The sequence below is a fragment of the Ekhidna sp. genome, from assembly GCF_040223195.1.
GTDB lineage: Bacteria > Bacteroidota > Bacteroidia > Cytophagales > Cyclobacteriaceae > Ekhidna.
In genome coordinates this window covers 304,960-326,537 of record NZ_JAVKDX010000022.1, presented here as the reverse complement: position 1 = coordinate 326,537, position 21,578 = coordinate 304,960, and the positions used below count along the sequence as shown (strand labels likewise).

23 protein-coding genes are annotated in these 21,578 nt (G+C 43.4%); 17 read left to right on the top strand and 6 right to left on the bottom strand.

Going from position 1 to position 21,578, the window contains the following annotated elements:
• Window positions 1-33: 33 nt before the first annotated feature.
• From RLN88_RS15110 to RLN88_RS15100, 3 genes are read left to right on the top strand one after another with little or no spacing between them, the layout of a single operon-like run.
• On the top strand, window positions 34-1,344 hold the full coding sequence (locus tag RLN88_RS15110) for an MATE family efflux transporter (protein WP_350222251.1): 1,311 nt from the start codon (window positions 34-36) through the stop codon (window positions 1,342-1,344).
• Window positions 1,341-2,252 (top strand): motility-associated ABC transporter substrate-binding family protein, encoded by a 912-nt coding sequence (locus RLN88_RS15105; RefSeq protein WP_350222250.1) that lies wholly within the window; start codon window positions 1,341-1,343, stop codon window positions 2,250-2,252. Before RLN88_RS15110 ends, RLN88_RS15105 begins: the two co-directional genes overlap by 4 nt.
• Window positions 2,253-2,254: 2 nt before the next feature.
• Window positions 2,255-3,469: a TCR/Tet family MFS transporter gene (locus RLN88_RS15100; protein WP_350222249.1), complete on the top strand. Its 1,215-nt coding sequence runs from the start codon at window positions 2,255-2,257 to the stop codon at window positions 3,467-3,469.
• Here the strand turns inward: RLN88_RS15100 and RLN88_RS15095 are convergent.
• The gene (locus tag RLN88_RS15095) at window positions 3,456-3,809 is read right to left on the bottom strand and encodes a hypothetical protein (protein ID WP_350222248.1); all 354 of its coding nucleotides are present in this window, start codon (window positions 3,807-3,809) and stop codon (window positions 3,456-3,458) included. The two genes, RLN88_RS15100 and RLN88_RS15095, sit on opposite strands and share 14 nt — an antisense overlap.
• 105 nt (window positions 3,810-3,914) lie before the next feature.
• Here RLN88_RS15095 and RLN88_RS15090 point away from each other — a divergent pair, with 105 nt between their 5' ends.
• The 11 genes from RLN88_RS15090 (at window position 3,915) to RLN88_RS15040 (ending at window position 13,235) form a co-directional block, all read left to right on the top strand.
• Complete coding sequence (locus RLN88_RS15090) at window positions 3,915-4,244, top strand: PadR family transcriptional regulator (protein WP_350222247.1); 330 nt, start codon at window positions 3,915-3,917, stop codon at window positions 4,242-4,244.
• A gap of 2 nt (window positions 4,245-4,246) precedes the next feature.
• Window positions 4,247-6,880, top strand: a complete 2,634-nt coding sequence (locus tag RLN88_RS15085; RefSeq protein WP_350222246.1) for an FtsX-like permease family protein — start codon at window positions 4,247-4,249, stop codon at window positions 6,878-6,880.
• The gene (locus RLN88_RS15080; protein ID WP_350222245.1) at window positions 6,880-7,767 is read left to right on the top strand and encodes a M28 family metallopeptidase; all 888 of its coding nucleotides are present in this window, start codon (window positions 6,880-6,882) and stop codon (window positions 7,765-7,767) included. Before RLN88_RS15085 ends, RLN88_RS15080 begins: the two co-directional genes overlap by 1 nt.
• Window positions 7,764-8,147 carry a hypothetical protein gene (locus RLN88_RS15075; protein ID WP_350222244.1) on the top strand — a complete coding sequence of 128 codons (384 nt, stop codon included), beginning with the start codon at window positions 7,764-7,766 and terminating at the stop codon, window positions 8,145-8,147. Before RLN88_RS15080 ends, RLN88_RS15075 begins: the two co-directional genes overlap by 4 nt.
• 180 nt (window positions 8,148-8,327) lie before the next feature.
• A complete protein-coding gene (locus RLN88_RS15070) occupies window positions 8,328-9,200 on the top strand; it encodes a sigma-70 family RNA polymerase sigma factor (RefSeq protein ID WP_350222243.1) in 873 nt (290 codons plus the stop codon).
• 51 nt (window positions 9,201-9,251) lie between these two features.
• Window positions 9,252-9,887 carry a hypothetical protein gene (locus tag RLN88_RS15065; RefSeq protein WP_350222242.1) on the top strand — a complete coding sequence of 212 codons (636 nt, stop codon included), beginning with the start codon at window positions 9,252-9,254 and terminating at the stop codon, window positions 9,885-9,887.
• Window positions 9,884-10,216, top strand: coding sequence for a tRNA-binding protein (locus RLN88_RS15060; RefSeq protein WP_350222241.1), 333 nt, complete (start codon window positions 9,884-9,886; stop codon window positions 10,214-10,216). The genes RLN88_RS15065 and RLN88_RS15060 overlap by 4 nt, the downstream gene beginning before the upstream one ends.
• A gap of 134 nt (window positions 10,217-10,350) precedes the next feature.
• The gene (locus RLN88_RS15055) at window positions 10,351-11,127 is read left to right on the top strand and encodes an exodeoxyribonuclease III (RefSeq protein WP_350222240.1); all 777 of its coding nucleotides are present in this window, start codon (window positions 10,351-10,353) and stop codon (window positions 11,125-11,127) included.
• Window positions 11,128-11,132: 5 nt separating this feature from the next.
• Window positions 11,133-12,215, top strand: a complete 1,083-nt coding sequence (gene gcvT / locus RLN88_RS15050; protein WP_350222239.1) for a glycine cleavage system aminomethyltransferase GcvT — start codon at window positions 11,133-11,135, stop codon at window positions 12,213-12,215.
• Window positions 12,216-12,298: 83 nt separating this feature from the next.
• Window positions 12,299-13,000, top strand: coding sequence for a 2-phosphosulfolactate phosphatase (locus tag RLN88_RS15045; protein WP_350222238.1), 702 nt, complete (start codon window positions 12,299-12,301; stop codon window positions 12,998-13,000).
• A 10-nt stretch (window positions 13,001-13,010) separates the two neighbouring features.
• On the top strand, window positions 13,011-13,235 hold the full coding sequence (locus tag RLN88_RS15040) for a hypothetical protein (RefSeq protein ID WP_350222237.1): 225 nt from the start codon (window positions 13,011-13,013) through the stop codon (window positions 13,233-13,235).
• Window positions 13,236-13,309: 74 nt separating this feature from the next.
• On the opposite strand, the gene RLN88_RS15035 is transcribed toward RLN88_RS15040, so the two are convergent.
• A complete protein-coding gene (locus RLN88_RS15035; RefSeq protein ID WP_350222236.1) occupies window positions 13,310-13,636 on the bottom strand; it encodes a nucleotide pyrophosphohydrolase in 327 nt (108 codons plus the stop codon).
• Window positions 13,633-14,196, bottom strand: a complete 564-nt coding sequence (locus RLN88_RS15030; protein ID WP_350222235.1) for a hypothetical protein — start codon at window positions 14,194-14,196, stop codon at window positions 13,633-13,635. Before RLN88_RS15030 ends, RLN88_RS15035 begins: the two co-directional genes overlap by 4 nt.
• 203 nt (window positions 14,197-14,399) lie before the next feature.
• Here RLN88_RS15030 and RLN88_RS15025 point away from each other — a divergent pair, with 203 nt between their 5' ends.
• The gene (locus tag RLN88_RS15025; RefSeq protein ID WP_350222234.1) at window positions 14,400-14,918 is read left to right on the top strand and encodes a DUF2911 domain-containing protein; all 519 of its coding nucleotides are present in this window, start codon (window positions 14,400-14,402) and stop codon (window positions 14,916-14,918) included.
• A 159-nt stretch (window positions 14,919-15,077) separates the two neighbouring features.
• Here the strand turns inward: RLN88_RS15025 and RLN88_RS15020 are convergent, their stop codons facing one another.
• The 3 genes from RLN88_RS15020 to RLN88_RS15010 are packed head-to-tail and all read right to left on the bottom strand — an operon-like array spanning window position 15,078 to window position 20,238.
• Window positions 15,078-15,953, bottom strand: a complete 876-nt coding sequence (locus tag RLN88_RS15020) for a YicC/YloC family endoribonuclease (RefSeq protein WP_350222233.1) — start codon at window positions 15,951-15,953, stop codon at window positions 15,078-15,080.
• A gap of 21 nt (window positions 15,954-15,974) precedes the next feature.
• A complete protein-coding gene (locus tag RLN88_RS15015; RefSeq protein WP_350222232.1) occupies window positions 15,975-19,193 on the bottom strand; it encodes a translocation protein TolB in 3,219 nt (1,072 codons plus the stop codon).
• Window positions 19,174-20,238: an NAD(P)/FAD-dependent oxidoreductase gene (locus RLN88_RS15010; protein ID WP_350222231.1), complete on the bottom strand. Its 1,065-nt coding sequence runs from the start codon at window positions 20,236-20,238 to the stop codon at window positions 19,174-19,176. Before RLN88_RS15010 ends, RLN88_RS15015 begins: the two co-directional genes overlap by 20 nt.
• Before the next feature lie 19 nt (window positions 20,239-20,257).
• Between RLN88_RS15010 and RLN88_RS15005 the strand changes: the two genes are divergently transcribed.
• Both RLN88_RS15005 and pssA read left to right on the top strand, forming a co-directional pair.
• Complete coding sequence (locus RLN88_RS15005; RefSeq protein WP_350222230.1) at window positions 20,258-20,896, top strand: MBL fold metallo-hydrolase; 639 nt, start codon at window positions 20,258-20,260, stop codon at window positions 20,894-20,896.
• Complete coding sequence (pssA, locus tag RLN88_RS15000) at window positions 20,893-21,552, top strand: CDP-diacylglycerol--serine O-phosphatidyltransferase (RefSeq protein ID WP_350222229.1); 660 nt, start codon at window positions 20,893-20,895, stop codon at window positions 21,550-21,552. Before RLN88_RS15005 ends, pssA begins: the two co-directional genes overlap by 4 nt.
• Window positions 21,553-21,578 lie beyond the last annotated feature (26 nt).

The following is a 21,578-nucleotide window of genomic DNA, read 5'->3' as shown; positions in this document are numbered from 1 at the left end:
GATACTACCTTGCGGCCTCACTGATTATTAACCGTGACTTTAAAGGAACATTTACGAAAAAACATACTTCTTGCCACCCCGGTGGTGATCGGTCAGCTTGGCCACATCATGGTGAGTGTGGCGGATAGTGTGATGGTGGGCAGGCTGGGGGTAATCCCGCTGGCAGCAGCCACATTTGCCGGCACCATTTATCATATCCTCATGCTTTTTGGAATAGGTGTGAGTTATGCCATCACACCCAAAGTAGCAGCAACAGATACTAAAGATCATGGTAGGCTACTGAGATTCCTTCAGGATGGGTTTTTCATGAATTTGAGCCTTGGGTTGATTTTGTTTTTGCTAGGCTACATAGCGAGTCATTTTCTCCACTTCTTTGGGCAGGAAGTTCCGGTGGCAAAGGCAGCAGGCCCTTACTTAATTATCATGTGTGGTTCATTGATCCCTTTGATGATTTTTCAAACGTTTCGCCAGTATGCTGAGGGACTTTCGGACACATTCAGTCCCATGATTGTATCGGTCTTTGCTAACCTGCTGAATGTGTTTTTTAACTACATGCTCATCTACGGTAAACTGGGTGCTCCGGCCTTAGGCTTGAATGGCGCAGGTATTGCCACGCTCATGGCCAGGGTGATCATGTTTGCCGTGATGATTTGGTGGGTAAGAAAAAAGATACAAGGATTTGAGTGGAGATATACATGGTCAGGTATCCGTGAGTTGCTCCGAATAGGACTTCCTTCGGGCATGCAATACGTCTTTGAGGTGGGGGCATTTGCTACTGCGGCGATCATGGTGGGATGGATAGGTGCCGAAGCACTTGCCGCTCACAACATTGCCCTGAATCTTGCTGCTATTAGCTACATGGCTGCCACCGGACTTGCTGCAGCATCGACCATTCGGATCGGAAATCAGATGGGATTAAGGGATAGAAGGAATCTGAGGATAGCCGGGTTCTCCTCTTTTGGGTTGGTGGCCATTTTTATGGGCTGCTGTGGCACGGTATTCATATTATTGAGGAATGTATTGCCAGCACTTTATATTGAAAATGATGTAGTACAAACAACCGCAGCTTCCTTGCTGGTTATTGCGGCTGCCTTTCAAATTTCAGATGGTATTCAGGCCGTTGGGTTAGGTGTACTGAGAGGGCTGACCGACGTAAAAGTACCAACGATAGTCACATTCGTTGCGTATTGGTTAATTGCAATCCCGATTGGATATTGGTTTGCGTTTCACGGGGGATATGGAGTACAGGGTATGTGGTATGGACTTTCCCTTGGATTGACTATTTCCGGTATTTTACACATATGGCGATTTAATCGGTTGTCTAAGAAAATCCAATTTCAATGAAAAATTTACTCGTGATATTCTTGTGTTTGGGAGTATCTGTTCTTTCAGCACAGCCCCGAATTGATACCACCTTTCGTGTTGACGTTATGCGTCCAATGTTCGTGGAGAGTCAGCCTAAAGTTTTGATTGACGAGGCACACAATAATCTTCACAGAAAGGAAACAGGACTTTTTGCATTAACCAGAATGATGGAATCTGATGGAGCTATGGTGGAGTCAAACCACAAGAAATTTACGGCAGAAATACTTGATGGCTATGATATCCTGATTATCGCAAATGCTCTTCATGTATCAAATGTGGGCAACTGGCAGAACCCCTGTCCATCAGCCTTTTCAAAAAAGGAAATTGATGTCATCGTGGATTTTGTAAATGGCGGAGGTGCTTTACTGCTAGTCGCAGATCACATGCCTTATGGTGGAGCTGCCCAGGATCTGGCAAAGAAATTTGGAGTGGATTGGAATAATGGGTTTGCAATACGGCAGGGTCAGCACTGGCCGCCAAGCGTTTTCGATAGGAAGGACAATATGGTATTAGACTCACCTGTGACGACAGACAGTGATTATAGTAAAGAGATCTCATATATCGCAAGTTTTGCCGGGTCAGTATTTAAGGTTCCGGAAAATGCCCAACCTTTCATGGTATATGATGATTCTCATATCATACTCATGCCGGATATAGCGTGGCAGTTTTCTGAAGAAACCAAAAATGAAAATTCTAATGGATGGGTTCAGGGTGCCTGCATGGAATACGGAAAAGGGCGAATAGTTTTCTTGGGAGAGGCTGCAATGATCACAGCTCAGCTGGGTGATAGCGATCACAAAGTTGGGATGAACAATAAGGAGGATGCCCCTGAAAATACGCAGTTGGCATTAAACATTTTTCGATATTTGGCCGCTCTAAATAACTAGTCGTGAGAAAGAAACAAGCTGCGCTCATTTTCATCTTCGCAACCGTACTGATTGACATCATAGGCATTGGCTTGATCATACCTGTATTGCCACAGCTTTTGATGGAAGTCTCCGGGTTGAATACCAGTGAAAGTTCTTTCATTGGAGGTACGCTGATTGCCACATATGCCGTCATGCAATTCTTTTTTGCTCCTGTATTGGGCGGCCTGAGTGATCAATTTGGGAGAAGACCACTTTTATTGATGGCCTTATTTGGTTTAGGTCTTGATTATCTGATTATCGTCTTTGCTCCAAACCTTATCTGGCTATACATCGCTCGGATGATTTCCGGTGTGTGTGGCAGCAGTATCACCGTGGCTAATGCCTATATCGCGGATATCAGCACTCCTGAGAATAAAGCCAAAAACTTCGGCATGATCGGAGCTGCTTTTGGTCTGGGGTTTGTCATTGGCCCGACGCTGGGTGGGTTCCTAGGGGAAATTGGAACCCGGATTCCGTTTATGATAGCGGCAGGTCTGGCCTTTTTAAATATGTTCTACGGGTTGATCGCCATTCCAGAATCGCTTCATCAGGAAGATAGACGAGCTTTTACCTGGAAGAGAGCGAACCCGTTTGGCACACTGAAACAAATTTTCAGTTACAAAAAAATAGTCGGATTGGTGATTAGCCTTTTCTTTATCTACGTAGCAGCTCATGCTACGCATACTAACTGGGCGTATTTTACGGATGAAAAGTTTGGATGGACACCATTGGATATCGGGCTCTCACTCGGGTTTGTTGGAATCATGGTAGCCATCGTTCAAGGAGGTCTTGTTGGACCAATTGTGAAAAAGATAGGTGAGGTCAATGCCGTTTATACCGGGTTTGTTTTTAACGCCTTCGGACTACTGATGATGGGCATCATACCTTATGGATGGATGGCCTATCTGGTCATTATCCCCTATGCCTTTGGCGGATTGGCAGGGCCATCGCTTCAGTCCATTATGACAAGCGAGGTGCCAAAAAATGCACAGGGTGAATTACAAGGAGGGATCACAAGTATTATGACGCTCACATCAATAGTAGGGCCATTGCTAATGACAGGTATTTTCAGGTATTACACCAATCAGGAGAATGAGATCTATTTTCCGGGTGCTCCATTTATCGTTGGTACTGCCATTGCTATTCTGAGCATTTTTATTGCAAGAATATCTCTTGTGAAAATCAGGAATGCCTAAGTGCGCGCCACGTCCACATACCGGCCGCAAACTCAATAAATGAAAAGCCAACCAAAGCAAGGGTGCCCCGCTCAAAGACATAGAGCCAGACAAAGAAGACAAACTGAATGATTCTCACCTGCACGGTGAAACCGAAGAAAGGCGTAAGGTTTTCCTTGGCATTCCGTAGATAGTAGTATCCCAGCACCGCCACTACAAACCCAAGAATAATTCGCCAGACACTTTCAGGATCCGGAATTCCGATGGAGGATAACAAAGAAGATGGCGCCATCATGAGAAAGAGCCCTTCGACGAGTAAGTAGATTCCGAAGAGCCAGACGGTTTTCGCAGGTTTATTCATTTGAAGTTTACTTCAAGATAGTTCTTTTCGAATGAAGTCACATTTACTTAACAAAAGTGAAACTTATATATTACATTCACGTTTGTTAAGTAAATATTTTAATCCATGGAATATCAATTAGGTGAATTTGAAGAGCTGGTTTTGCTCACGGTGGCTGCACAGCATGATCAGGCATATGGAGTCTCAATTCATGAGTTTCTAACCGAGGAAACCAAAAAGAAAATCAATATCAGTGCGATACACGTAGCATTGAAGCGATTGGAAAAGAAAGGATTTGTTGACTCCCGATTCGGGGGCATTACCGAAGAACGTGGAGGACGCAGAAAGAAATTCTACATTGTTACAGCTCTTGGGAAAAAGGTGCTTGATGCATCGCACGATCTGCGAACAAGCATTTATCAAAAGATTCCTCAACTTCAATTTGTAAACATATAAGGATGCCGGAATCGCAACCACCAAAATGGGCACTCAGGTTTCTGCACTGGTACTGTCGAGAAGAATATCTCGATGAGATTGAGGGGGATCTTTTTGAGATGTACCACATCCGATCCAAAAAATCTATCAAGTCGGCGCAGCTATTTTTTGTGTGGAATGTACTCCGCTCATTTCGTCTTGTCAATCTCAAAAAAACTCAACTCTTTAATAATTGGACGATGAACTTATTTAAGAACTACACGAAGATATACTTCCGCAGATTCAGGAAGGAAACCTCACATTACCTAGTCAATATTTTAGGCCTGGGAATGGGCTTTGCCATTCTGTTTTTAATACTGATGTATGTTTACGATGAGCAGAACATTGACAAGTTCCACTCCAAGGCTGACCGGATTTACCGGATAATAGAGAAGAGTACGGAGGAAGACGGCACGCATCATTATGCAGCTACTGCAAATCCGATGGGAGAAGCGATGAAGCGGGATATTCCAGCCGTAGAAGATGCTGGAAGAATGTTCAATTTCGGCTCCATTGCAATGGGTTTTGGTCAGACAAGAATAGCAGAACGAAGCTGGGTGATTGCATCGCCTGAAATTTTCAACATTTTTGATATTAAGGTGCTGAATGGAAACCCGGCAAAAGCCTTCTCAGGTGAGGCCGGGGTAATTATGGAAACAGAAACAGCGAAGAAGCTATTTGGTGAAGATGAGGCAGTTGGCAAAACCGTGGAGACTGATCGGTTTGGAAATGTGGAGGTGCTGGCCGTCATGGAAAAACTACCTCGAAATTCGAGCTATCAATTCAACCAGATTTACGTCCTAAATTTTGGTCAACTCAGTCAAGGATTTCAAAACTTTTTCAACTCTTGGGATACCCATTTCTCCACCAACTATGTATTGCTAAAAGAGGGGGCAACACCCGAAGATGTATATGCCCAAAAGATGGCTTTCATTGAAAAGTATTTTGATGAAGATATCCGAGATGAGCACGACTTCTATTTGCAATCTCTATCAGATCTACACCTGAGTTCCAGTGACCTGGAGTGGCAAAATATGGAGGCACCATTAGCCATCCCTTACAGTGATCGTGAATTTGTGGCCATGATTTTCTTCATGGGTATTTTGGTTATATTCATTGCGGCTCTCAATTACATTAATCTATCCTCCGTACAGGCTTTGAAGCGGACACTGGAGGCGAGTATGAGAAAGATTAATGGCGCAAACAATAGGCAACTATTGGTTCAGCTATTCTTCGAGACTTTTATGACCATAATAATAGCCTATGCCATTTCATTGGTTTTGATTGTTGTCCTCTTTCCCCTCTTCAAGGAAATAGCAAATAAAGACTTTCAAATAAGCCTTTTATTTACGCTTGATTTTGTGCCATACCATATTGGATCCATTCTTATTATCTGGGGGGTATCAGCTTTGCTCCCGGCTATCTATTATTCAAAGCTGAAGCGGTCATTATTAATCTTGAAAAATGCTTTTTCCGGTAAGGGAGATTTGTTGAGAAAAGGATTGGTTGGAGTTCAATATGCACTATCTATTTTTCTCATTATTGGTTCTATGGTTATCTATCGTCAGCTCAACTATGTGCAATCCAAAGATCTCGGATTTGACAATGAAAAAATGATTGTCCTGGATATCAATTCGGGTGCAGCTCGTAGGGAGTTCAAAAATATTTTGCAAGGAATCAAAGAAAACCCTAATGTAATTAATGCATCCACCTCTTCACGTGTGCCGGGTGAATGGAAGGATATCCCTGTTGCTAATTTGACAGAAAACTTGACTGACGAGCCAGTTGAGGCAAGCCACTATGCAATTGATTACAACTGGCTGGATACCTATCAGATCGACTTGATTGAAGGGACCAATTTTACTGGAAACGACCAAACGGATAGCCTTTATGTTCTGATTAATCAGAAGGCGGCAGATATGTTGAATTTGGAAAATCGGGTGGGTACGAGTTTGTGGATTTATGATAACAGCGATACCGCCAGATTAAAAATTATGGGGGTAGTGGAGAACTTCCATTTTCAATCCCTTTATCAGGAAGTGGGGCCTGTGGTTCTCACCAACTGGAACAACCATATCCGATCAATCGATTATTTCACTATTAAATATTCACAAAATGCCAAGGAGACGATTTCCCATATCGAGCAGGTTAATGCCACTTTCGACCCTGAAACGCCACCAGAAATCAACTTTTTAGATCAGCAGTGGGAGCGGTTTTACAAAGCAGAAGAAAGCAGAGCGAGGATTATCTTAATTGCTTCGATCGTATCAATCATCATTTCTGCTTTCGGTCTTTTCGGTTTGATCAATTTTACCGTAGAGCGAAAAACGAAGGAAATAGGCATTCGTAAAGTGATGGGCGCCAGCGTTCAAAACATCACATCATTAATTTTAAAAGATTACCTTATTCTATTCCTCATTTCATTGGTGATAGCTGCTCCGGTATCCTGGTGGCTGTTTAGTGACTGGCTTGCAGATTTTGCCTATCGAATCAACTTGAGCGCAGACCTGTTTGTCATCGCATTTATCCTTGTGCTTTTGGTATCATTTACGACTGTGCTTAGTAGAATCTATCGAATTGCTAAGTCAAATCCTGTTCAATCCATCCGATACGAATAATGAAGCTGAGTTATATATTACTGATTTTGATTGTTCCAATTTTTAACATTCATGGTCAGCAGGATAGCTTGATCAGGGAGCAACAGCAAATGATTGGCGAATTGTCAGGAAAATACGAATGGAATGGGAAATCGCTCAATGCGCGAAGTTCCTCAGAAGAAAGGAATTTGGCTCGAGATTATTTAAAAGACAAAATCCGATCATTGGGACTGGAACCCAAAGAACATACTTACCTGATGCCAAATCTCAATCCATTGATCGATCTACTTTTCGCACCATTCAAAGGAGCCAATGTTTACACCATCTTGGAAGCAACAGAAAAGATTGATGAATACATTGTTCTGGGTGCTCATTTCGATACAGAGGTGGGATGTCCTGGTGCCATCGATAATGGGACAGGGGTGACATTAATTTTTAGTGTTGTCAAAAAACTCCAATCACTTGATTATCGCTCTAAAAATATCATCCTTATTTTCTTTGATCAGGAGGAGGAAGAGCTGGTTGGAAGTCAGGCGTTCGCCAGACATTTAAAGAAAGAAGGACTGAAAATTCATTCAGTTCATACGGTAGATACAATCGGGTGGGATGCAGATGGCGATGGAACTGTTGAACTGGAACTTCCTTCAGCTGAGCTGGAAATGGTTTACACACAAGTGAGTCAGCGTATCGGACAAACTTTTCATCTGACCAGAGTAAACTCCACGGATCATCATTCATTCCGGAAATTAGGCTACCCTGCGATTGGTTTGACAGATGAATACGTGAATGGAGACTATGCTCCTTATAAGGACACGCCTCAAGACATCTATGAGACGGTGAATTTTGAGTTTTTAGCAAAATCTACAGTGTTCGTCTATGAGGTAATCAAAGAAATAATCAACCAATGAAAGATTCATTTAAAAAACATCCTGGCTTAATGATTCCGCTAGCAATTTGCTGTCTGGCGTTTCTGATAAAAGGAGTAATATATTTAACAATTGGTAGTCCGGTTCCATTCGTGCTTAGCTTGGTTTTTCTATTCTTTATGGTATATATCGTTTACAATCAAAATGTGAAGGCTCGGCGCATGATTCGAATTTCAGGGGTACTTATTGCCTTATGGGGATTTAGTCGCTTAGCTCTAGGGGTACTGTTTGCTTTCGTCCCTTTGACCGAAGCACATATTCAGGAGCAGTTTACTGTATTGGGAATGGTCTTCAGCCTAGTCGTAATGGTCGTTGGAGTATATGCATTTAGAAATGCAAGAACTTACCTGAAAGTCATATAATGGCGATTGGACCAACAACAGATTTTTAACCAATTCGTAGAATTCTGAAACCAGAACATACAATTTCTGGTTCTTAAGTCGTATATTAAAAAGTCAATCATTGCAAAATCAGTCTCGAAGAGGCTATCTTTGCAGATTGCTTTTTTAGACCCATAACAAATTAGTTTTTAATAAGATAATATGCGACAGCTGAAGATTACCCAGTCGATTACTAACAGGAGAGAGAGCCACACCCTGGAGAAATATTTTACTGAGGTAAGTAATGTGCCAATGATTACTCCCGATGAGGAGGTGACGCTTGCCAAGCGTATCAAAGAAGGTGATGACCTTGCATTGGAGAAACTCGTAAAAGCAAACCTTAGGTTCGTGGTGTCTGTGGCCAAGCAGTACCAGAACAGAAGTTTACCACTAAATGACTTGATCAACGAAGGAAACCTTGGGTTGATTAAAGCCGCCAAGAAATTTGATGAAACCAAAGGATTTAAGTTTATCTCTTATGCCGTATGGTGGATTCGTCAGTCAATCATGCAGGCTCTAGCCGAGCAGTCTCGAATCGTTCGCTTGCCGATGAACAAGTCTGGTGCGATCAACCAGATTAGAAGAGCCTATGCAGAGCTGGAGCAGCAGTTTGAGCGTGAGCCAACAGAAGAGGAATTGGCTGAAATTCTGGACATGAAACCAAGTGAAGTAAGAAATACACTTGGAGCCGAGGTGAAGCAAATGTCCATGGATGCTCCTTTTGGCGAAGATGAAAGCGGTTCATTGCTAGACGTTTTGGAAAACGTAACTACAGGCCCTACAGATGGTAACCTTGTTTTCAATGACTCACTGAAAGTGGAAACCATGAGAGCACTATCAACGCTTACAGCTCGTGAGAGAGAAGTGGTGATGATGAGCTTCGGTATCGGATGTGACAATCCATTTACACTTGAAGAAATTGGAGATGCCATGGGCTTGACTCGTGAGCGAGTAAGACAAATCCGTGAGAAGGCGCTTCAAAAATTGAGAGAGCCTGGCAAAAACAGAAGACTGAAAGAATTCTGCGCAAGCTAAAACTGGGAAAAGCATTAACTTAAACCCTGACATTATCGTCAGGGTTTTTTTATGTCGATTCAAAATCAACTTGCACATGCTTTAGGAAGAAACGATCAGGAACCGAACAGGGAGGTTGCTCAGAAAATTGCAGATTCCGATAGCTCAGAAGAGGTGAAAGAGTTGGTCGATTTTATTCAAAGCAAACCAAAGAAGAGAGCACAAATGGATGCCATGCTTGCTCTTGCCTATGTTGGTGAGAGAAACCCCAAATTGCTTGCCCCTCATGTTGATTTTTTGGTAAGCCGATTGGATGACCCGATCAACAGGGTGGTGTTCGGCAGCATGATCACCATGGCAAATATTGCGCACCTGATTCAACTTGAATTGTTTGATCAGCTGCCCAAGATTATTGATGCCATGGATTCCGGCACAGTGGTAACACGTGATTATGGTTTTAAAATTATGGTCACGCTATATCAGGATAAGGGAATTCAGGAGGATATGTTTTTGCTTATGCAGGAGCAATTAATGAAAGCACCATCTAACCAACTTGGCCAGTACGCAGAAAGACTGATGGAAGTGCTGAACAAAAACCATCTGAAACCGCTTATTGATACGTTGGAAGAAAGACGCAACGATGTGAGCAATGAGCATCACATAAAAAGACTAAACAAGAACCTTAAAAAGCTGTACAAACAACTATGATTAGCTGGAATGATTTTGCCAAGATTGATATGAGAGTAGGTACCATTGTAAAAGCCGAGGAATTTCCGGAGGCCATCAAACCAGCTTATATCCTCACCATCGATTTTGGTCCGGAAATAGGGATCAAAAAAAGTTCAGCTCAGATCACTTCCTTGTACAACAAAAAACGACTGAAGGGTGAGCAGGTGATTGCTGTTGTAAATTTTCCTCCCAAGCAGATTGGTCCCTTTATGAGTGAATGCCTGGTGATGGGAATATATAATGAGCAAGAAGATGTGGTGCTCCTCAGGCCCCAGCGCGAAGTGATGAACGGATGCAAGGTTGGGTAGAAATTTAGTGGAGGAAAAGGCATGAGGGCGATCCAACAATTTGCGTGTTAAGTTTTAATAATGGCACGTAGTGCCTTTCTTTGCGCCTCGAAGAAAACATTGATAAATCCTAATTCAGCAATCCTAAATCTAATATGCCCCAACTTCACCTTGTTTCCTGGAATGTGAATGGTATCCGAGCCATGATCAAGAAAGATTTTATTAAAGATGTGAAGAAGATGAACCCGGACATCCTTTGCCTGCAAGAGACCAAAGGACAGCCTGAAGATGTGAAGACGGCTCTTCAGCTTTTACCTGAATATCAGGTGGCTGTGAACTCATCAAAAGAGCGTAAGGGGTATTCAGGAACCGCCATTCTCTCCAAAGAAAAACCCCTTGAAGTTTTCTATGATATGGGGATAGAAGAGCATGATCAGGAGGGGCGAGTAATCGCAGCGGAATTCGAAAACTTTTTTGTGGTGACGGTCTACACCCCAAACTCAGGAGAAGGCATGAAGCGTCTGGATTATCGTGCTACATGGGACGAGGCTTTTCGTGAATACATTATTAGCCTGGAGGAGAAGAAGCCAGTCATCATCTGCGGAGATCTGAATGTGGCCCATACGGAGATCGATCTGGAGCGAAGTAAAGAAAATTATAACAAACAGTCCGGGCACACACAGGTGGAGATCGATGGGCTGGAAGCTTTGCTAAATGAAGGTTACATTGATACCTTTAGAATGAAGTATCCTGATGAAGTGAAGTACTCCTGGTGGAACTATAAATATCGGGCCCGAGAGCGAAACGTGGGATGGCGAATCGATTACTTTTTGGTGAGCGAGAAACTAAAAGATCAGGTAGCAGAAGCTCATATTTACAACGAATATTTTGGATCGGATCACTGTCCGGTCGGATTAAAACTTAATAGCTGAGAAACATGGAAGCAAAACGAATTCCCCTGAATGACCTGCATGAAAAAATGGGTGGCAAGATGGTGCCCTTCGCAGGATTTAATATGCCCGTTCGCTATTCTTCTGATAAAGAAGAGCACATGACAGTACGTGAAGGAGTGGGTGTATTTGATGTATCCCACATGGGTGAGTTCATGCTGCGGGGACCACACGCGCTGGATCTTATTCAATGGGTGACTAGCAATGATGCTTCCAAGATCGTGAATGGACAGGCACAGTACTCTTGCCTGCCAAATGACAAAGGGGGCATTGTGGATGACCTGCTGGTCTACCGGTTTTCTGAAGAAAAATACATGCTGGTAGTGAATGCCTCCAACATCGAAAAGGATTGGAACTGGATCAAAAGCCAGAACAAGTGGGATGTGGAAATGGAAGATGTTTCCGATGATTTGGTACTCCTGGCAGTGCAGGGCCCAAAGGCTGTTGAGACGCTTCAGAAATTAACCGAGGTGAATCTATCTGAAGTGAAATTCTATCACTTCAAAGCTGCATTTCTTGCCGGTTATGAGATGATCATTTCAGCAACAGGATATACCGGTTCAGGAGGCTTTGAACTTTATATCAATAAAGAAGATGCACAGGATGTGTGGGATCAAATCTTTGAAGCTGGGGCAGAATTCGGTATCAAGCCAATAGGATTAGGAGCTCGTGATACACTGAGATTGGAAAAGGGATTTTGCCTGTATGGCAATGATATCACCGACGAAACGTCACCATTGGAGGCCGGACTTGGTTGGGTTACGAAGTTCACTAAGGATTTTGTGAATGCAGAAAACCTGAAAGCTCAAAAGGAAACGGGCGTGGAAAGAAAACTGGTAGGTTTCGAAGTGATCGATCGGGGTATTCCACGCCACGATTATGAGCTTGCTGATCTGGATGGAAACATCATCGGTAAGGTAACTTCCGGAACCATGTCCCCATCGCTAAACATGGGAATAGGAATGGGCTATGTTACTGTGGAGCATAGTGCACCAGATACTGAAATCAACGTGATAATCCGGGATAAACTGATTAAGGCGAAGGTGGTGAAGCCACCGTTTTTGAAATAAACAAACAAAGTAGTAAAGTCACCCTGAACTCGATTCAGGGTCTATAGATGCTGAAATAAATTCAGCATGACTTAAAAGTGATTATGAAAACCATCGAAGTTTGCCTAACTCCTGACCTCATCCATCAGCATGATCTGAGCGGAAAAATTGTAGTAGTGGTGGATATTTTTAGAGCTACATCATGCATCGTGACGGGATTGGCAAATGGCTTGGAAGCCATCAGGCCAGTTGCAGAAATAGCAGAGTGCAAGGCACTGGGAAAATCAGGTTACTTAATGGCTGGTGAGCGTGGCGGGCAAAAAGTAGAAGGCTTTGATATGGGTAACTCTCCATTCGAATATTTAGAGGAGGGAGTGAAAGGAAAGAAAGTGGCCATCTCCACGACCAATGGCTCCCAGGCCATTTTAAAATCCGAAGGAGCTGACGCAATCATCATTGGCTCTTTTCTGAATCTGGAAGCACTGACTGCATACCTTCTCCAGCTACCGCTGGGAGTGGTAGTACACTGTGCCGGCTGGAAGGGCACGCCCAATCTGGAGGATACCTTGTTCGCCGGAGCATTGATTGATGAGTGTGCTGAAGAGATGGAACCCCTTGGGGATTCTGCACTATTGGCTCATCAGCTTTTTGTGGCTAATCATGAAAACTTGCTGGGCCTTGCCTTACAATCCAGCCACGCCGAGCGACTCAAATCATTTGGCATAGAAGAAGACCTGGAGTTTTGTCTGGAGGAAAGCAAATATCAGGTGGTGCCAAAGTTGATTGATGGAGAGTTGGTAGCTTAAATAGATATTTATGGGAATACCCTGGCTCTACATCCTTCTTGCCATTGTGGCCATCATCCAGATCGCTATTTTCATCATGGCACGTCGCATTCGAAAGCGTGAGAAAGAAAACAATGTGCTTCTGAAATACAACATCAACTCACGCCAGAGAGCGTGGCAGCTGCTGGCTGACCCTTCCATTCCGGAGGAGGATAAAAAGAAGATTCAGGCATATTATGATGGAGAAGGCGAATAAAATAATGTGTCATGCCGTGCTTGACACGGCATCTTCACTCATGAAGATTGTGAATCAAGTCCGCCACAAAAAAATCACTTCAACTTCTCATTTTCCTTATGCCTCGATGCATCTCGGGAGTTTTTCTTCTCCAGGTTTTTCTTGAGTGCCTCGGTCAGGTCCACTCCTGTCTGGTTTGCCAGGCAGATGAGTACCCATAGCACATCGGCCATCTCATCTCCCAGGTCGCGGTTTTTGTCAGATTCTTTGAATGATTGCTCACCATATGTTCTGGCTATGATCCGTGCAAGTTCGCCCACTTCCTCCGTGAGCATGGCCATGTTGGTGAGCTCATTGAAGTAGCGAACTCCCTTTGTTTTTATCCACTCGTCTACTACCTGCTGTGCTTCCTCCAGGGTCATCGGTTGGTATTGGCCTCCAGGTTTTCGTTTTCATGCTTGATCTCAAAGCCCTCTGTATTTAGCTTGGAAAGGTAAAACGCCATTCTATCTCGCTCTTCCTTCATCAGGCTATCCATGTTTGGTTCAAATTCCCTGAAGGTTTCATGAGGAAAGCGCTTGCCCGGCTTGTAGTGGTCTTCCCAATAAAGACACTCGGCAATCTTTTCGCCTTCATAATAATACTTAAATTCCTCGGCCAGGCGGTCATCCATGAAGTTGATCATGTGACCGGAAAATATCGGGGCACTATTCTCAAAATAAAAATAATCGTCGCGCTCAAAATGTGGGGTTTTGATAATGCCCACCAGCTTCAACAAAATACCCTCACTGAAATACCCCCTTACTTTATAGATAGAATCAGCGCTTTTGAAATCGTCCTCTATGATTTTGATTCGATGGTTGTGGTCAATGTTTTTGACTTTGTGGTCGATAGTTTCTACGAGCTTTCTGTTTTCTTTTTTCACCTCCGAGCCACACGCTGCAAGCAGTAGGATAATGGTTAGGATTAGTACATTTTTCATGAGTTGGAAAATTGGTAATAGGAAAAGTTAATGAATTCCGTGATTTGGAAAGGCCATGTCCAAAACTATTCGATATATATCCGCAGGCTCAGCACAAAACTTAAAAAAGTATGATGGGCAGACAAACAAAAAACTGTTATTTGCGTCAAATAACTAGTTCAAAAGAAGTCTTTTGAAAACCGAACCATTAAAATCAGAGAAATATGAAATCATTGAAAGCACTATCCTTTTTAGCCATGAGTTTGCTGCTTGTATTTTCAGTTAACGCGCAAAAGGACAAAAGCAAAAGGAAAAGTCCGCCCGCTCAGGTGACGCAGGATGTTGGGGGCACCACAGTAACCATCGATTACAGCAGGCCATCAAAAAGAGGGCGTGACATTTTCGGTGGACTGGAAGAATATGGAAAAGTGTGGAGGACAGGGGCGAATGAGTCTACATGGATTGAAGTGTCCAATGATGTGACGGTAGAGGGCAAAACACTTACGGCAGGAAAGTATGGCCTTTTCACCATTCCCGGTAAGGATGAGTGGACCATCATCTTCAACAAGAAGTGGGATGGATGGGGAGCCTATGAATACAAAGAGGAGGATGACGTACTTCGGGTAAAGGTGGAGCCTACCTCCACTGACGATGAAGTAGAAATGTTCACGATAGATATTGCCAAAAACGGAGATGTATCAATGGCCTGGGACCAGACCAGCGTCACATTCAAAGTAAAGTAGCACTTGGTTTAATATTTGGGAAGAAGCTGTCTCAAAAGTGTCATTCTGAACGAATGTGAAGAATCTTTGAATTTTTAAATACCTGAATTTCAAATATTCGGGATTCTTCGTTCCTCAGAATGACGGGCCAATTAGGGCTTTTGAGACAGCTTCTTTTTATTATAGAATATTCAGGTTTTGCTCCTTGACCTTTTCAAGTTCGTCTTTCATCATCACCACCGTTCGCTGTATTTCTGCATGGCTGGCTTTTGACCCTATAGTATTGATCTCCCGCCCGATTTCCTGCGAGATAAATCCCAGTTTTTTACCGGCACATTCTTCGGATCCTATCACCTCATCAAAGTAATCGAGGTGTTGCTTTAGTCTCACCTTTTCTTCTGAGATATCCAGTCTTTCCATGTAGAAGATCAGCTCTTGCTCAAACCGGTTTTCATCCACCTGCACCCTGTCGCGGATCTCATCCAGGTTTTTTTGGATTCTGCTTCGGATATTTTCTGACCTGCTCTCATCATTTTCTTCCACAGTCTTGAGGCCATTTCGGATATTGGCTATGTACTCACCCAGTTTTTGTGCCAGTGCTTCTCCTTCATTTTTTCGAAATTCAATGCAGTGATGGATAGCCTCTTGCAGACTGGCCTTTATATCTCCCCAAGGCAGGGATTCCGGGTCAATTTCCTGCTGTTTAATCACATCCGGAGCTTGCATAGCCAGTTTTACCAGATCACCACTGTGGCTGTTTACAGCCTCGGTGAGGGCGCTAAACTTATTATAATAAGCCTTGAATCGGGCTTCATCTACCAGTACGTCCAGGTTACTGTTATCAGCAACTTCCAATTCAATGTTGAGCATCACTTTCCCCCGCTTCAATTGATCAGTGATCATATTTCTGATCTCTCCTTCCCAGGCGGAAAGTTCTTTTGGCATTCGTGGTGAAAAGTCTAAAAACTTACTGTTGAGTGCTTTTATTTCTGTTTTGATCAACAGATTCTGGCTGGTACGTTCATCACGTCCATAGCCTGTCATGGATTGTTGCATGGTGCAAAGTTAAACCTTGGACTAAAAGTCTAGCCCAAGAGTGAAGTAAAATCGGTAGTCGTTGATCTCGCCATCCAGATAAGGGCGTGCTGCATCAAACTTAATGTAATATCCCAGCAGCACCGTTCTAACTCCAAACCCAAAGCCTCCAAGCCAGGGATTCTGGAATTTCACGATCTCCGCTGAAAATGGATTCCCTTCAAATTTCTGGGTGATCGGCCTGCCGTCTTTGAAAGGCGGAGAACCTGTCCATACAGAGCCGAGATCAGCAAAACCCAGAATTTGGAAGTTTCTCAGGAAGTTGGATTTTATTGGCCCGTTCGTCAGATATTGGAACACAGGTATCCGGAGCTCTGTATTGATAACCAACACATCTGATCCATAGGCTTCATTATAATCCAGCCCTCTCAGGTTGGTTACAAACTCATTGAATAGGATATCACTATTGTCCTGATTGTCGCTGATAAACAAAGGATCATTCTCATCGTTTTGAATATCTGCGTCGGCAAAAAGCCAGTTATCCATCCCCCCAAGCATGTAATCCTTCCTGGCAGGGCCCATCTGTTTGCCATAAAGAATACGGCTGGCCCATGTGATTTCCCTGTGTATTTTCTGATAATGCCTGAAATCAAACCGGATATTACTGAAGTTCATGTTTGAGTTTTCTGTGTGGAAATGGGAGGTGAATTCCACTAACGCACGAGTACCCTGATAGAGGTTGAATGATCGTTCGATGGTATTGTCAAAAATCAGGGAAAAGCGCCCGCCTGCATATCTCTCCCGGCTGTTTTGTGCCAAATCCGTTGCTTGACCAGTTACACTCAGATAGTTTAAGTTGGTGAATGAGGTCTCAGTAAAAAATGGAGAGGCCTGAACCCTAAATGTGTGCGTCAAAGGAACTGCCGCTGTGAGCATGAATCTGTTGAGCTTATACTTGTGCCTGAAATTCCCACTTGAATTTTCCAAAATATATGTTTTGCGATCAAGGCGGAGCTTGAAGTCCATCCAGTATTTCAGGTACTGCAGCTCTGCAAACAAGTCACCCTGACGGAAGTCTGTCTTCATGAGCGCACCTCCCTTGATCTTGTAGTTTTCCAGTACATCATTGATCTCCGTTTCCATCAGCATCATGAAATTTCGGTAGGGGTCCCATAGGAATGAGGTGATCACATTGTTGAAACTGAACCTGGGGTTGTACGGGATTGGGCCAATACGTTCATTTTCCTGCTTAAAGCTTTGATACTTGCTGAAAAAGGATTCCGGCTGGAATGAGGTCTCTGCCTCATCCTCAAAGACGTAGTTGTCCGTATCAATCCAGTTTGGGTCATCTTCTTCTTTGATCAGGCTGTCGGAAGCAGCTTCATCTTCAAAAGCAAAATCTTCCGTGTCAATCACATCTTTTGGCTCAATTTTCTCCTCTTCCTTTTTCTCAGCATTTCGCAAAACCCTGGTGACCACACGGATGGCATTCTCTCTTCGTTTTCTAGGGGTTTCTGTAGTGAATTTGCTGGTATTCAAATTTGTGATGGTATCAAGGAAAACCCTTCGCTCTCCCTCGTCTAGCATGCTGTAAGTGAGCTTGTTTGGAGCAAAATGAATATCGTAGCTCATGATGCTTTTGTCAAGATTGGTGATCTGGGTGGTGATAGAATCGTAGAGGTTGTATCGATAGAGGTTGGAGATACCCTGTTGGTCGCTCAGGTAGTAAATTTCATTAATATTCCTCGCCTTAGGCTTTCTGTTTTCGCCGTAGGTATTGGTGAGGCGGTAAAATTTTCTGGTGGTGGTATCCAGGTCATACACAAACAGGTTGAAATTATTGTCAAGGGTTTCAAGAGGCACATTGCTCACATTTACCGAATCACTTACCCGATTGGAGCTAAAAATGATGGCTGCCGTTCCGGGAATAAAGACAGGGTCCAGGTCGTCATAAATATCACGGGTAATTCTTCTCAATGCATTTCTGTTCATCGCAATCAGAAAGACATCATTCTGACCATCGATATCCCCGGACATCACTGCAAGTCTGCCATTGTCGTTGAAAGAAAAGCTTTCAACCTGACGGAATCTACCCAAAGGCTTTTGTCCTTTGCCGCCCCTATCCACATTATAAGTGTTGAGGTAGAGAAATCCCCGTTTGAAGAGAATTACCCCCAGAGTAAAATTATCCTGCCAGTCTAAAAGGGGTAAGTGCTTGTCTACATCCTGACCGCTGATTCGATATCCTCCGCTAACGATTTGCTTTTTATTGCCTGTTTCCAAGTCTGTAACGTAGACTTGATACTTCCCATTTTTCAAGAGGGCATAGGCTACTTTGGTTGCGTCTTTGTTGAATGAAATGGAAGATGTAATCAACTCCTTTGAGTTTTTGATATCTTCCAGCAATCGATCTTTTCCCGCCTTTACATAATTCTCTTCTACCTCCAGCCTCTGGAGCAGATAATAATTTTGCCAGTCGTCCATGAAGGTTTTGAATGAGACGCCAAGTGTATTTGCGATACTATTTTCTTCCTTGCGAATGATTCGTGTTAGGTTGAGGATGTTGGAGATGTTGCCTTCACCGTATTTTACTGCGATGTAGTTCCAGATACTTTGGCCGACAATGGATGCGGACTCCCCGTCTATACGTTTCAGCTTCTTGATTTTTTTCCTGCCCATGTAATCTCTCAGGTAGTCATCCATTTCCCTGGACCAGCCATAGGCGATGTACCTGGCAGCCCCATCGATAAACCACCCCGGCAGACTTAAAAGATAGCTATTCTGGAAAATCTCTGCCAGGCTACCTCCATACATCATGTCGTTTATGAGAGTGCTGGAGAGCTTATACATCAGGTCATTTTTGAATTGATTTGCCTGACCCGGATATGCCACTTCCAATTGCAGTTTTACAAATTCCGTTCGCCCGCCTATGGTGTAAACCGCTCCATCAATTCCAACATTGCTCTGCTGAAGGTCATGGATGGAGTTGTAAATGAAGATTTTGGTTTTGCTGTAAGGAGCATATCCAAGTTTGTCGGTGAGGGCTACAAATTCGTCTTCCAAAAAATCGATGGCCTGTAGCGCATATTCCTGTCCGCCCGGGTAGTAATAAATGTCGAAATTGTTGGTGCTATAATAGTACCAGTCAAAATTTTTGTACTGGATTCTGTTTTGGCCAAAAGGAGTAGTGTAGTGCTGGCTATAGGCCACACTGCATGTCACAAAAAATAAGATGATATACTTATAAAACCCTCTGGACATTTACCTCTTTATCTAACTCACTTTTACCTTGAAGCACATCTACAAAATGCTTTGCAAAATACGGTGTTAAAGAAACACCTTTCGTACCAAAACCATTAAAAATTCCTAATTTTTTGTATGCATGATGCAATCCAATATACGGTTTTCTATCATGGGTGGCTGGCCTCACGCCTGCTCTTTTTTCTATGATTCGGTACGCTCCTGTATATAATTTTTTTAACCTTTCTTCTAACGATTTAATTCCGGATTCCTGTGGCTCAAATACTAAATTTTTATGATCATAGGTAGAGCCCACGGTAAACCGGCCTTGCTTGGGAATCATGAAAACCCCCTGATTGATAATAAAGTTGGAATTGAGATCGCACTGGATGTCAATGACCTCACCCCTTACCGGACGAAAAGGAAGCTGTTGCCAATAGGGGTTGGCAGACAATGAGCCTTCGCAAAAAATGATTTTAGCTGCTGAGTAATCCTTGTATGACACCCAATCGGAATTCATTTCAATCATGTCATAGTCAAACACTTCACTGGTATACACTCCCTTATCAATTAAATGGGATTGGACAGATTTTAGCATGAATGACAGGTCTATGTAGCCGGAGTGATTGAGCACTATTCCTCCCAGGGCATCATTTACATGCTCCAGTCCCATGGATTTGTCCCGGAATTCCGACAAATAAATGCCATACCCAGGGTCTGATGCTTTCCCGTCCCAGTCGTTTCTGTCCTCAATGGTTTTGAAAGGCCGATAGATTCGCACTGGATGTATGAAGCGCATGCCCACTTCTTTTTCCAGCTCTTCGTAGTTGCGTTCCAGGGAGGGGAAGAAATCATCGGCACGCCAGGTTTTGATCATGTTTCTGCCGGTGATCGGATTGTATAAGCCTGCTGCTTTTTTGGTAGAGGTGGCTTCTTTGTCTTCATTGAAAACATGGATGGAAAGTCCCCTTTTCAGCATTTCAAATGCCAGCCATGATCCGGCCAGGCCCTGCCCCACGATGATATAATCTACCTTTGTTCCCGGCACTTTACTTTTGTGTTTCACTTGGCATAAAACTAATCAGATGCAGATAAAATCTTTTGTGTTTAATCCTTTCTATGAAAACACCTATGTGGTTTCCTCAGATCAGGGTCATTGCCTGATTTTCGATCCGGGGTGCTACGAAGATTATGAGCTGGAGGAGCTAAAGGAATATGTGAACATGAACGATCTGAAGGTGGTCACGATCATCAATACGCACTGCCATATTGATCATGTGCTGGGAAATGATGCACTGAAAGCTGCTTTTAAAGTACCACTTAAAATCCCTGAAAATGAAAAGGAAGTGTTTGCTTCTGTGCCGGCTTATGCACCTCAGTGGGGCATGGCAGGGTATCGGCATGCGGAGGTAGATGAATACTTGAAGGGAGGTGAGGATTTAAAGCTGGATGAAATCACCTTCAAGATGATTGAAGTGCCGGGTCATTCCCCCGGTCATTTGATGTTCTACAATGAAGATGAAAAAGTAATGATAGGTGGCGATGTGCTTTTCAGGGAGAGTATAGGGCGGACGGATCTGCTAGGAGGAAATCACGATAATCTTTTGAGAAATATCCAGGAGAAGGTTTATACACTGCCTGATGAGGTGGAGGTATTTCCCGGGCATGGGCCATCCACTACCATTGGTCATGAGAAGCGCTATAATCCATTTGTGAAAGGATGATGAAAAGACATATCCCAAATCTGTTGACCTGTATCAATCTGCTCATCGGCTGTGTGGGGATTTATTATGTCATAAGGGAGCAGGAACCCACAGCATTTTACTTTGTCATTGCAGCGGGCCTATTTGATTTTTTTGACGGGTTTGCTGCCCGGTTGCTCAAGGTTCAATCGAACATTGGGAAACAGCTCGATTCACTGTCGGACCTGGTTTCGTTTGGCATGCTTCCTGCTTTCTTCATGCTTCAATGGCTGCAGCAAACTTCTGACTTCTACTGGATAGCCTTGGTTATTGTCGTGTTTTCTGCATTGAGATTGGCAAAATTCAACATCGACGATTCTCAATCAGATAGTTTCATTGGATTGCCTACCCCTGCCAATGCCATCATGCTCACATCGTTGGTTTTTGTACCATTTGAGCTCTATGAATATACATTGATCAGCATCACGCTGTTTTCAGCACTGCTCCTGGTCTCGCCGGTGCGGTTGCTGGCCTTGAAATTTTCATCCTGGGGATGGAAGGAAAATAAAGATCGCTGGATCTTATTGTTAGGAATTGTGGTGGGGTTGGTTGTCTTTCAGTGGACATTCGTTCCGTTTTTGATACCGTTTTACATCGTTGTATCAGTAATTTCTTATCTCGTAAAGTACAAATCGTAGAATTTTTGAGGTGAAAGGTTCGTTTA